We start from the raw sequence: 12,184 nt of genomic DNA on the forward strand, positions 1-12,184 counted from the left end.
GGAACTCGACCGCCGGCCAGCGGCGCTTGGCGTTGGTCAGCACGTCGCGCTCGGCCGCCGAGGCCCGGCCCGTGATCAGCCCGATCCGGCTCGGCAGGAACGGCGGGCGCCGCTTGCGCCGCGGGTCGAACAGCCCCTCGGCGGCCAGCAGCTTCTTCAGCCGCTCGAGCCGGGCGAGCAGCTCACCGAGCCCGACCTGGCGGATCTCGTCGGCCCGCAGGCTCAGCGTGCCCCGGGCGGGGAAGAAGTCGGGCTTGGCGTGCAGCGTGACCCGGGCGCCCTCGGCCAGGTTCGGCGCGCCGATGTCGAGCACGTCGCGGTTGGTGGTGACGGTGAGGCTCAGATCGGCGGAGGGGTCACGCAGGGTGAGGAACACCGTGGTGGCGCCCGGCCGCCGGCTGATCTGCGCGACCTGGCCGTCGACCCAGACCCAGCCCAGCTTGGCGATCCAGCCGCTGATCTTCTGGCTCACGACCCGCACCGGCCACGGCTCCTCCGCGGTGCTCTTCGGGATGCCGTTGGGCTCGGGCGTGGTCACCGCACCACCCTACGGCGGGGGCCCGGTCGGGCGATGGCAGCGGCCGGCTTTCTGCCGCGTTCGGGCGCGCCACGTACGATTGGCGGGTGATCGAGGAACGCAAGCGTGTGCTCCTGGCCAACCCGCGCGGCTACTGCGCCGGCGTCGACCGCGCCGTGCAGACCGTGGAAGAGGCGCTCAACCTCTACGGCGCGCCCATCTACGTGCGCAAGCAGATCGTGCACAACAAGCACGTGGTGGCCACCCTGGAGCGCCGCGGCGCGATCTTCGTGGAGGAGAACGAGGAGGTGCCCGAGGGCGCCACGGTGATCTTCTCCGCGCACGGCGTCGCGCCCGAGGTCTACGCGCAGGCCAAGGCCCGCAGCCTCAAGGCCATCGACGCGACCTGCCCGCTGGTGACCAAGGTCCACCAGGAGGCGAAGCGGTTCGCGGCCGACGACTACGACATCCTGCTCATCGGCCACGAAGGCCACGAAGAGGTGATCGGCACCTCCGGCGAGGCGCCGGCGCACATCCAGCTCGTCGACGGCCCGGACGGTGTCGACAAGGTGACCGTGCGCGACCCCAGCAAGGTCGTCTGGCTCTCGCAGACCACGCTGTCGGTCGACGAGACCCTGGAGACGGTCGGCCGGCTCAAGGAGCGCCTGCCGCTTCTGCAGTCGCCGCCGAGCGACGACATCTGCTACGCCACGCAGAACCGGCAGCAGGTGGTCAAGCAGATCGCGCCCGACTGCGACGTGGTGATCGTGGTCGGCTCGACCAACTCGTCCAACTCGGTCCGCCTGGTCGAGGTGGCCCTCGACGCCGGCGCCCGGGCGGCCTACCTGGTCGACTACGCCAGCGAGATCGACGACGCCTGGCTGGCCGGCGCCACCACGGTCGGCGTCACCTCCGGCGCCAGCGTCCCCGAGGACCTGGTCGACCAGCTCCTCGACCACCTGGTCGAGCGCGGCTTCGAAGACGTCTCCGAGGTGACCACCGTCGACGAGCGGCTGGCCTTCTCGCTGCCGCAGGAGCTCAAGCGCGACATGAAGGCCGCGGCGGCGGCCCGCTCAGTCGACTGACACCAGGTTGGCCCGCGCCGCCGCGACCAGGGCGCGCGCGTCGTCGGCCCAGAAGTGCACCTCGGTCACCGGGCCGCGGGACAGGCCGACCTCGGCCGGGGCGGTGAGCACCACCTCGACGTTGGTCTGCCCGAGCACCACGACCTTGCCGACCAGGCCGCCGTCGGCGGTCTCCGCGAACTGCAGCCCCTTGCTCTTCTCCAGCGGCCGGTTGCGGTGGCGGATCTCGGCGACGGCCGACCAGGGCACGAACGCGTCGACGGTGAAGCCCGAACGGATCCGGAGCCCGTCCGCCGTGACCAGGTGCGGATGCACCCGGACGGCGCCGAGCAGCCCGACCATCCAGAGCAGGCCCCAGATGCTCACCGCGAAGACGACGATTTGCACGGTCCGCCAGGGCAGCAGGAAATGCAGGATCGGGATCTCCACGATCGACACCCCGATGAAGGCGAGCAGCACCGGCATCATCGTGGCGCTGTAGCCGAAGCGGGCGCCGGGGCCGGCCGGGTCCGGGCGGCGGAGCACCCAGCGGAAGAGGCTGACCCAGACGCCGCGCTCGTAGGTCGCGGCGGTGCGGAGGAGGTTCACCCCGCCAGTTTACATTACAGTCGTAATTTCAAAGCCGCTGCGCCGACGTGATCATGGCCGGTGTGCCCTGCTGGCAGGTGCTGACCAGGTCGCTGCGGACCTCCAGGGTCAGCCTCACCCGTACGCCCGCGTAGACCAGGCTGGTGGGGGCGTTGACCAGCAGGTAGCCGTCGATCAGCAGGCAGCCCGGCTCCACGCCCTCCGTGACCGTGCCGGTCACGTTGACCACCTTCGGCGTCTTGGCGCCCGACGGGCGGGGGCTGGCCGGCCGGGGCGACGGGACCCGGCCGGGCGGCTGGGCGGTCGGCGCGACCGTGGGCTGCGGGAGTGACAGCGACGGGCTCGGCGGCAGGGCCGGCGCGGTCGTCGTCGGCGACGTCGGCGCTCCCGGTGTCGGCGCGGTGCCGCCACCCTCCCGGCTCGCCGAGCAACCGGCGAGCGCCGCGACCAGCACTGCCACCAACGGCACCGTGACCCTGCGCATGACGTCGAAGTGTGTCATTGGGATGAGACGCGCGCCAGCCGTGGCGCGGTTCCCCTAGATCAGCTCAGGCGCCTGCAGCTGGCGCGGCGTGCTCTCCACCTGCGCCGGCACGACCAGGTCGTCGCCGGAGACGCCGAGGTCGGCCAGCTTGCGGGCGCTGACCAGGACCCGTGCCTCGAGTGAACCCACCGCGCGGTTGTACGAGGTGACCGCCGTGCCGAGCGCGGAGCCGAGCTTGCCGACGTGGTCGCCGAGCGTCGCCAGCCGGCCGTAGAGCTCGCGGGCCAGCTCGTGCACGGAGACCGCGTTGCGGGCCAGCGCCTCCTGTCGCCACGAGTAGGCGACCGTGCGCAGCAGCGCGACCAGCGTCGCCGGGGTGGCCAGCACGACGTTGCGGGCGAACGCGTGCTCCAGCAGGGTCGGGTCGCGTTGCAGCGCTACGTCGAGGAACGGGTCGGCCGGCACGAACAGCACGACGAACTCGGGGGACTGGGCGAACGCCGACCAGTAGGACTTCGCGGCCAGCCCGTCGACGTGTGCCCGGAGCTGCCGGGCGTGCGCGTCGAGATGCTGGTCGCGGGAGCGCTCGTCGCGGGCCTCCATCGCCGTGAGGTAGGCGTCGAACGGTGCCTTCGCGTCGACCACGACGCTGCGCCCTCCGTGCAGCCGGACCACGAGGTCGGGGCGTACGCCCTGATGGTCGGTCGAGGCCGTCACCTGCTCGGCGAAGTCGCAGTGCTCCAGCAGGCCGGCCGCCTCGACGATGCGGCGGAGCTGGTGCTCGCCCCAGCGCCCGCGCACCTGCGGGGCCCGCAGCGCGGCCACGAGCTGCTTGGTCTCGGTGCGCAGCTCGCCGGAGACCGTCGACATGGCCCGGACCTGCTCGCGCAGCTCGGCGTAGGCGTCGACGCGCTCGCGCTCCAACTCGGCCACCCGCAGCTCGTAGCGGCGGAGCGTGTCGTGCAGCGGGGCGACCGCCCGGGCCACGGCCTCCTGCGACTGCACGGTGGCCTCGAAGGACAACGCCCGCATCGACTGCTCCAGGCGCCCCTCGCCTTCCCGGGCGGATTCGATGGTGGCTTCGAGTCGGGCAATCCGGGCCGATGACCGCGAAAGCGCCGCAAACCACCCGGCCGCCGCGCCGATGGCGAGGCAGAGGACCACTACGGCCACCGTCGAAAGGTCCATCGGCTAAGACTGCCAAACAGGTGCGACATGACAAGGGTAGGTACCGTCGTGTCATGGGTTGGTTGTGGTTGATCGCGCTTCTGGTGATCGTCATCGCGCTGGTGTTCTACTACCAGCGCTCGGTGGCCGGGCGGCGTGAGCGGGAGTTGCAGGACGCCCGTGCGGACGCCCAGCGGTGGTACGAGCGGCTCGGCGGGCAGGTGATGAACCTGCACGGCTCCGAACCGGCGGTACGCCAGGCGCTGGCCGACGCGGGCGAGCGCTACACGGCCGCGGGCAGTCAGCTCGAGCAGGCCCGCTCCACGCGGCAGTACGAGCTGGCCCGGGAGACCGCGCTCGAGGGCCTGACCTACGTCCGCGCGGCCCGCACCGCGATGGGCATCGACCCGGGGCCGGAGCTGCCGCAGCTCATGTCGGCCCGGGGTGTGGGCACGCTCACCAAGGAGCGGACCGTCGACGTGCAGGGCGAGCGGTTCACCGCCGGCCCGCAGCCGAGCAACACGACGCCGTACTACTACCCGGGCGGGCGCTACCAGGGCCGTCCGGTGCCGTCCGGCTGGTACTCCCAGCCGTGGTGGCGGCCCGCGCTGGCCGGTGCCGGTGGTGCGTTCGCCGGCCTGCTGATCGCCGACGCGCTGTTCTCGCCGGCGTTCGCCGACCCGGGCTACGGCTACGACGCCGGCTACCAGGAGGGCTTCCAGGACGGCACCGGCTACGACGGCGGTGCCGACGGCGGCGGTGACGGCGGCGGTGACGGTGGTGGCGCCGGTGACGGCGGCGGCGGCGACTTCGGTGGTGGCGGCGACTGGGGCGGCGGCGGTGACTTCGGCGGCGGCGGCGACTTCGGTGGCGGCTTCGGGGGCGACTTCTGATCGCGTTCCTGGTCCCGCCGGCCTGACCCGGCCGGGTAGGGCTAGCGGGATGGTGCGCGGGGTCGCGGGTCGGCACAGTAGGTGACGTGACCACGACCTTCGAGCAGACCTCGACCCCGACACCGACGACGCGGCCGGGTGCCGGCCGGGCCGCGCCCTGGCTGGCCGGCGGCGGCATCGCGTTGCTCGCCTGCGCGCTGGTCAGCATCCTGGCCCAGGCCGCTGACGACTTCCGCTGGTGGTCACTGTTCGTGGTGATCCCGACGTCGCTGATCGCGGCGGCCGGCTTCGTCGCGCTCGCCCGGGGTGGCGGCATCCTGGCGTACGCGCTGGGCAACGTCGGCCTGGTCGCGTTCGCCGTCGGCGTGATGCTGATGTTCGGCGACGTGCCGCGGTTCTGGCCACTGCTGATCGCGCTCCCGGCGGCGGCGATCGCGGGCAGCTACTGGTGGCGCCCCGACGACCCGCTGGGCCGGTCGTTCCACCGCACGCTCGCGATGCTGGCCTCGATCGCGGTTCTGCTGGGCCTGACCTTCCAAGCCCGGCACTTCGACCTGTTCCAGATGGACCCCCGCTGGTGGGCGTGGTTCATGGTGGCGGGGGGCGTCGTCGTCGTCGGCAACGGCGCCGAGCTGATGCGGCACCGAATGGTCTACCGGGTCTCGGCGGCCGCGCTCGCGGCCGGCCCCGGCATCGTCACGATCCTGCTCGGCGTCCGCTTCCTCCGGGGCTGGTGGTTCTGAGCTTCACCACCGCGGACGCCGCAGCGGAGCGGTGTCTGGCGGGAGCGACGGTCGTGCCCACCGCGGACCCGAGCAGAAAGGCCCGTCCTGATCTGGACGGGCCTTCCGTGTAGCTCAGAACGCGGAAGCGACGACCAGTTCGGTGGTGCGGTCCGGCAGGAAGTCGAGCTTGCCGATGCGCCCTGCCGCGCGCAGATCGTCGGCTGCCAGCGCCAACGCCTCCAGCATGGCGGCGGGCCCCAACACCTCGGCCAACGGCACTTCGGTGCGCATGGACACCTTGCGTTCCGACTTGGCGCGGCGGACCTGGGAGAGCGCCTCGCCGGTCAGCCGGAGCAGCTCGGGCGTGCCGTCGCCGGCCAGCTCGTGGACGGTCGGCCACGGTGCGCGGTGCACCGAGCCGTAGCGCCACCACGACCAGACCTCTTCGGTCACGAACGGCAGGAACGGCGCGAACAGCCGCAGCTGCACCGACAGCGCCGTGGCCAGCGCCGCCCGGGCCGAGGCGGACGCCGCCGTGTCGGCGTACGCCCGCTCCTTGACCAGCTCGATGTAGTCGTCGCAGAACCGCCAGAAGAACGACTCGGCCGCCTGCAGCGCCGTGGTGTGGTCGTAGTCCTCGAATGCGGTCGTGGCCGTGGCGACCACCTCGCGCAGGCCCGCGAGCATCGACCGGTCGAGCGGCTCCGTGACGCTGCCGCCCGCGGCGCCGAGGCCGAGCGCGAACTTCGAGGCGTTGAGGATCTTGGTGGCCAGCCGACGCCCGATCCGGATCTGGGCCGGGTCGAACGCCAGGTCGGTGCCGGGCCGGCCGCTCGCCGCCCAGTAGCGCACCGCGTCGGAGCCGTTGTCGACCAACAGGCCCATCGGCGTGACCACGTTGCCCTTGGACTTGGACATCTTCTTGCGGTCGGGGTCGAGGATCCAGCCGGACAGCACCGCGTCGCGCCAGGGCAGCGTGCCGTGCTCGAAGTGGGCCCGCACGACCGACGCGAACAGCCAGGTGCGGATGATCTCCTGACCCTGCGGGCGGAGGTCCATCGGGAACACCCGGGCGAACAGGTCGGGGTCGGTCTCCCAACCGCTGATGATCTGCGGGGTCAGCGACGACGTCGCCCACGTGTCGAACACGTCCGGGTCGCCGGCGAACCCGCCCGGCACGCCGCGCTGCTCCTCGGCGTAGCCGACCGGCACGTCCGAGGACGGGTCGACGGGGAGGCGGTCTTCCGTCGGCGTCAGCGGATGGTCGTGGTCGGGGCGGCCGTCGGCGTCGAGCGGGTACCAGACCGGGATCGGCACGCCGAAGAAGCGCTGGCGGCTGACCAGCCAGTCGCCGGTGAGGCCGCCGACCCAGTGGTCGTAGCGGTGCCGCATGTGCGGCGGTGTCCAGTGCAGCTGCCGGCCCCGGTCGAGCAGCGCCGCGCGCAGGTCGGCGTCGCGGCCGCCGTTGCGGATGTACCACTGCCGGGTGGAGACGATCTCCAGGGGCGAGTCGCCGCGCTCGTAGAACTTGACTGGGTGGGTCACCGGGCGCGGCTCGCCGATCAGGTCGAGCGCGTCGGAGAGCAGCGTGACGATCTCCCGGCGGGCCTGGTTGACGGTGCGACCGGCCAGCCGCGCGTAGGTCTCCGGGTCGACGCCGTGCGGCGGCTCGGGCAGCAGCCGCCCGTCGCGGCCGATCACCACCCGCGTGTCCAGCCGCAGCTCGCGCCACCAGGTCACGTCGGCCAGGTCGCCGAACGTGCAGACCATCGCGATGCCGGTGCCCTTGTCCCGCTCGGCGAGCGGGTGCGCGTGCACCGGCACTTCGACGCCGAACACCGGCGTGCGCACGGTGCTGCCGAACAGGTGCGTGTAGCGCTCGTCGTCGGGGTGGGCGACCAGCGCCACGCACGCCGGCAACAGCTCGGGCCGGGTCGTGTCGATGTAGACCGGCTCGTCGCCCGGGCCGTGGAAGCGCAGCTTGTGGTAGGCGCCCGGGCGCTCGCGGTCCTCCAGCTCGGCCTGTGCGACCGCGGTGCCGAAGCCGACGTCCCACAGGGTCGGCGCCTCGGCGGTGTAGGCCTCCCCGCGCACGAGGTTGCGCAGGAACGCCCGCTGCGACGTGGTGCGGGCGTGCCGCCCGATCGTCGTGTAGGTCAGCGACCAGTCCACCGACAGCCCGAGCCGGCGCCACAGCTCCTCGAAGGCCTGCTCGTCCTGCACGGTGAGCCGCTCGCACAGCTCGATGAAGTTGCGCCGGGAGATGGCCGTCGGGTTCTTGCGGGCCGCGTCGTCGACCGGCGCGGCCGGCGGAGCCCAGTCAGGGTCGTACGGCAGCGCGGCGTCGCCACGCACGCCGTAGACGTTCTGCACGCGGCGTTCCGTCGGCAGGCCGTTGTCGTCCCAGCCCATCGGATAGAAGACCATCTTGCCGCGCATGCGCTGGAACCGGGCCACGGTGTCGGTGTGGGTGAAGGAGAAGACGTGGCCCATGTGCAGCTCGCCGGATACGGTCGGCGGAGGCGTGTCGATCGCGTATACGTCGGACCGGGCCTTCGACCGGTCGAACGCGTACGTCCCCGCCTCCTGCCACCGGCGCGCCCAGGTGTCCTCGATGCCGTCCAGGGACGGCTTCTCAGGGATACCGGCGCGCCTGCTGCCTGCCGTATCCGTCATGTGGCCAGGGTACCGCCGGGTTCGAGCCGTTTTCGAAGGCCAGGGCCGGGGTCGGCGCGGCGAAAGGCTTCTCGGGTTGGCCGGTGACGGCGCGTTCGAGCACGTCGGTCACGGCCGCGATGACGTCCACCTGCACGGCACCGCCGACCCCGTCGGCGGGGTGGCTCGGGTTGGCCGCGATGCCGGCCGCCGCGACCTGCGGGGTGAAGCCCACGAACGACTCGGTGGCGTTGCCTTCCGCGCTGCCGGTCTTGCCCGCGACCGGCCGGCCGTCGAGCATTGTGGACACCTCGGTGGCGGTGCCGCCGTCGCACTGGCCGAACGCGCCGGCCTGGCCGACCGGGCAGCGGGCGGCGTCCACGGCCGCACGGGCGATGTCGGGCTCGAGCACCTTCCGGCACGTCGGGTCCGCGGCCGCGACCTTGTGGCCGGTCGCGTCGGTGATGCCCTTGACCGGCAGCGGCGTGCAGTACGTGCCGTCGGCGGCGATGGTCGCGTACGCGTTGGCCAGGTCCAGCGGCGTGGTGTCGGCGACGCCCAGGGTGAACGAGCCCCAGTCGTCCGCGTCGTTCGCGGCCCGGTCGGCGTCGGACTTCGCGCGGAACGTGATGCCGAGCCGCTGCGCCATCTCCACGGCCTTGGCCGCGCCGACCTGCTCCTCCAGGTGCACGAAGTAGGTGTTTACGGAGCGACCGAAGCCGGTCCACATCGTCCGGTAGCCGTCCATCCACTCTGGATTGTCGTTACGCGGGCAGTAGAAGCCGGCGCAGGAGGCCGGGCCGCCGTCGGCCCAGTGGGTGCGCAACTGGCTCGGCGCGTCGAAGCCCGTGTCGAGGGTGTAGCCCGCCTCCAGCGCGGCCAGCATGGTGAACAGCTTGAACGTCGAGCCTGCCTGGTAGCCGGTCACGGAGTCGCCGCCGGCGACCAGTTGGTCGACCGTGTCACCGGGCTTCTTGGCCAGGCTGTAGTGCCGGTTGACGGCCAGCGCCAGCACGCGGCCGGTGCCCGGCTGCACGGCGGCGATCGGCAGGGCCTTCGGGTCGTCGTAGTCGTACACGTCGGTGGCCGCCTTGGTCGCGGTCGCCTGCACCTTGGGGTCCAGCGAGAGCACGATCTCGTAGCCGCCGTCGCGCAGGGCGGCCAGGCGCTGCTGCGGCGTCTCGCCGAACGCCTTCTGCCGCTGCCACCAGGAGACGAAGTAGTCGCAGAAGAACCGGGCGTTCTCGGGTCGGGCCGCGGTGCAGCCGTTCGGCACGGCGCCGGGGCGCAGGCCGAGCGGGGCGGCCTTCGCGTGGTCGGCGTCGGCCTGGCTGACGTCGCCGGCCTTGACCAGCGAGTCGAGCACGTACCCGCGGCGCTCCTGTGCGGCGGCCTTGTCGCCGTGGATCGGGTCGTACGCGTCCGGCGACTGGACCAGGCCGGCGAGCAGGGCGGCCTGGGGGAGGGTGAGCTTGTCGGGGGTGGTGGAGAAGTAGGTCTGCGCGGCGGCGGAGATCCCGTAGGCGCCCGCGCCGAAGTAGACGATGTTGAGGTAGCGGGTGAGGATCTCGTCCTTGCTCAGGGCGTCCTCGACCGCGACCGCGTACCGCATCTCCTGGACCTTGCGCCCGAAGTCGTCGGCGGTGGCGGCGTCCCGCTCGGCCTGCGTGGCCTTGGGGTCGGTCTTCAGCACATTTCGGACATACTGCATGGTCAGCGTGGATGCGCCCTGCTCGGTCTCGCCGCTGCGCCCGTTCGCGACCAGAGCCCGCAGGACGCTGCGTACGTCGACGGCGCCGTGCTCGTAGAAACGGGTGTCCTCGGCGGCGACCATCGCCTGCCGCATCACGGGCGCGACGGCATCGAGGGCGACGTCGGTGCGGTTGAGGTCGGCGAACGTGGTGACCAGCGTCTTCCCGTCGGCGGCGTAGAGCCTCGACGCCTGTGGCACGGTCGGCTGGGCGAGGGCGGCCGGCAGGTCGGTGGTCGCGAGCGCGACCCGGGTGGCCACGAACCCGCCGACCAGGCCGAGCGGCAGAGCCGCGGCGGCCACCAGCAGCCCCACCACGCCGGCCCCGATCGCCAGCCGCGTCCACCTCGCCATCGGTGCCTCCCCGAGTTGTCCCAACTCAGGATCCGTACTTTTTGCGGGAATGCCCAGCTATCGGGCCAAACTCACACCCCTCTGCCAGCTACCGCCCAGCCGGTTGTCAGAGCAGCGAGTCGCGCCACTGGGTGTGGAGGGTGGCGTACCGGCCGCCGCCGGTGATGAGGCGCGAGGGCGGGCCGTCCTCGACCACGCGGCCGTCGTCGATGACCAGGACCCGGTCGGCGATCTCGACCGTGGAGAGGCGGTGGGCGATCACGAGGGCCGTCCGTTGTCGCAGGATCGTCCGCAACGCCCGCTGGACGAGGCGCTCCGTCGGCACGTCGAGCGAAGACGTGGCCTCGTCCAGGATCAGGACGCCGGGGTCCGACAGGAAGGCGCGGGCGAAGGCGACCAGCTGGCGTTGCCCGGCGGACAGGCGGCCACCACGACGGTGTACGTCCGTCCCGTAGCCCTCGGGGAGCGCGGCGATGAAGTCGTGTGCCCCGATCGCCCGGGCCGCAGTCACCAGCTCCGCGTCGGTCGCGTCGGGGCGGCCGAACCGCAGGTTGTCGGCGACCGTGCCCGCGAACAGGTGGTTCTCCTGCGTCACCATCACCACGGCCCGGCGCAGCTCGGCGTCGCCCACCTCGCGCAGGTCGACCCCGTCCAGCCGGACCGTGCCCGCGACCGGGTCGTAGAACCGCGCCACCAGCTTGGCCACTGTGGACTTCCCGGCGCCGGTGGCCCCCACCAGCGCGACGATCTGACCCGCGGGGATCTCGAGGCACAGGTCGCTCAGCACCGGCGGACCGTCCCGGTAGCCGAACGTCACCCCCTGGAAGGCGATCGCGCGCCCACCCTCGGCCGGCGGCAGCGGGGTCGGCCGGGCCGGCTCCGGCACCGCCGGCCGCTCGTCCAGCACGCCCGCGAGCTTCTCCAGCGCCGCGGTCGCCGACTGCAGCGCGTTGTAGAACTGGCTCAGCTCCTGCATCGGCTCGAAGAACCGGCGCAGGTAGAGCAGGAACGCGGCCAGCACGCCGATCGCCGTCCGGCCGTGCAGCACCTGCCACCCGCCGAACGTCAGCACGCCGGCGATCGCCAGGTTGCCGATCAGCTTGATGCTCGGCGAGTACACCGCGATCAGCCGGAACGCCCGGAGGTTGGCGACGCGGTAGTCGTCGTTGAGCACGTCGAAGATCTGCTGGTTACGCGGCTCGCGGCGGAACGCCTGCACGGCACGGATGCCGCCGAGCGACTCGACGAAGTGGACGATCACGAGCGCGACCGCCTCGCGCGTGCGCCGGTAGGCGACCGCCGACGCCAGCGCGAACCAGCGCGACAGCCACAGCAGGAACGGGAACGTCAGCAGCGTCACGAGCGCCAGCGGCGGGTCGAGCCAGAGCAGCACGCCGGCGACCGACACCACCGACAGGCCGGCCAGCACCAGGTCGTCGATGCCGCCGTCGACCAGTTCGCTGATCGAGTCCATGTCGCTGGTCAGGCGGGCCACCATCCGGCCGGACGTGTAGCGCTCGTGGAAGCCGATCGACAGCCGCTGGAAGTGGTCGTACACCCGTTGCCGCAGGTCACGCAGCACGTCCTGGCCGATCCGCGCCGACAGGCGCAGGAACCCGCGTTTCCCGAAGTACTCGGCGAGGGCCGCGAGGACGAACGCCAGGCCGACGCCGACCAGCACGGTCGGGTCCCCGTCGCGCAGGGGTGGGATCCCGCGGTCGATCGCGAACATGACCAGCAACGGGCCGGCCATCCCGGCGGTGCTCTGCAGCAGCAGCAACCCGACCGTGGCGGCCAGCGCGCGCCGGTGCGGGCGCACCAACGACGCCAGCAGCGAGCGGCTGCGGACCCGCAGCCGCGCGACCGCCGCCGGGTCGAGCCGCAGCAGCAGCTTCTTGCGCTCGGCCATGCCTCAGTACAGCGTGCCCGCGTTGACCACCGGCGACGCGGCGCGGTCGCCGCAGAG

Annotated in this window: 9 protein-coding genes and 1 pseudogene; 3 read left to right on the forward strand and 7 right to left on the reverse strand. The window is 72.5% G+C overall.

Annotated elements, in window-relative coordinates; translation table 11 throughout:
- Positions 1–538: exodeoxyribonuclease VII large subunit (locus AB0H87_RS28575; RefSeq protein WP_360152178.1), on the reverse strand; the 538-nt coding region annotated here is incomplete at its 3' end.
- Positions 539–624: 86 nt separating this feature from the next.
- Here AB0H87_RS28575 and AB0H87_RS28580 point away from each other — a divergent pair.
- Positions 625–1,602: a 4-hydroxy-3-methylbut-2-enyl diphosphate reductase gene (locus tag AB0H87_RS28580; RefSeq protein ID WP_360152181.1), complete on the forward strand. Its 978-nt coding sequence runs from the start codon at positions 625–627 to the stop codon at positions 1,600–1,602.
- Here the strand turns inward: AB0H87_RS28580 and AB0H87_RS28585 are convergent.
- Genes AB0H87_RS28585 through AB0H87_RS28595 form a run of 3 tightly spaced genes read right to left on the reverse strand, consistent with a single transcriptional unit; the run spans position 1,591 to position 3,862 of the window.
- Complete coding sequence (locus AB0H87_RS28585; RefSeq protein WP_360152184.1) at positions 1,591–2,190, reverse strand: hypothetical protein; 600 nt, start codon at positions 2,188–2,190, stop codon at positions 1,591–1,593. The two genes, AB0H87_RS28580 and AB0H87_RS28585, sit on opposite strands and share 12 nt — an antisense overlap.
- A gap of 28 nt (positions 2,191–2,218) precedes the next feature.
- Positions 2,219–2,674 (reverse strand): hypothetical protein, encoded by a 456-nt coding sequence (locus AB0H87_RS28590; protein WP_360152187.1) that lies wholly within the window; start codon positions 2,672–2,674, stop codon positions 2,219–2,221.
- 54 nt (positions 2,675–2,728) lie between these two features.
- Positions 2,729–3,862: a DNA recombination protein RmuC gene (locus AB0H87_RS28595; protein WP_360152190.1), complete on the reverse strand. Its 1,134-nt coding sequence runs from the start codon at positions 3,860–3,862 to the stop codon at positions 2,729–2,731.
- Between the two features lie 53 nt (positions 3,863–3,915).
- Between AB0H87_RS28595 and AB0H87_RS28600 the strand changes: the two genes are divergently transcribed.
- A complete protein-coding gene (locus tag AB0H87_RS28600) occupies positions 3,916–4,734 on the forward strand; it encodes a hypothetical protein (RefSeq protein ID WP_360152193.1) in 819 nt (272 codons plus the stop codon).
- Between the two features lie 86 nt (positions 4,735–4,820).
- Positions 4,821–5,477 carry a hypothetical protein gene (locus AB0H87_RS28605; protein ID WP_360152196.1) on the forward strand — a complete coding sequence of 219 codons (657 nt, stop codon included), beginning with the start codon at positions 4,821–4,823 and terminating at the stop codon, positions 5,475–5,477.
- Positions 5,478–5,591: 114 nt separating this feature from the next.
- Here AB0H87_RS28605 and valS read toward each other — a convergent pair whose 3' ends face one another.
- The 3 genes and pseudogenes from valS to AB0H87_RS28620 all read right to left on the reverse strand — a co-directional run.
- Positions 5,592–8,135 (reverse strand): valine--tRNA ligase, encoded by a 2,544-nt coding sequence (valS, locus tag AB0H87_RS28610; RefSeq protein ID WP_360152199.1) that lies wholly within the window; start codon positions 8,133–8,135, stop codon positions 5,592–5,594.
- Entirely contained in the window at positions 8,095–10,218 is a 2,124-nt protein-coding gene (locus AB0H87_RS28615; protein ID WP_360152202.1) for a transglycosylase domain-containing protein, read from the reverse strand. The genes valS and AB0H87_RS28615 overlap by 41 nt, the downstream gene beginning before the upstream one ends.
- Before the next feature lie 106 nt (positions 10,219–10,324).
- A pseudogene (locus tag AB0H87_RS28620) lies at positions 10,325–12,094 on the reverse strand (ABC transporter ATP-binding protein); the annotation flags it as partial.
- Positions 12,095–12,184: the final 90 nt, after the last annotated feature.

Source organism: Asanoa sp. NPDC050611 (assembly GCF_040654855.1).
In the GTDB taxonomy this organism is placed as follows: domain Bacteria; phylum Actinomycetota; class Actinomycetes; order Mycobacteriales; family Micromonosporaceae; genus Asanoa.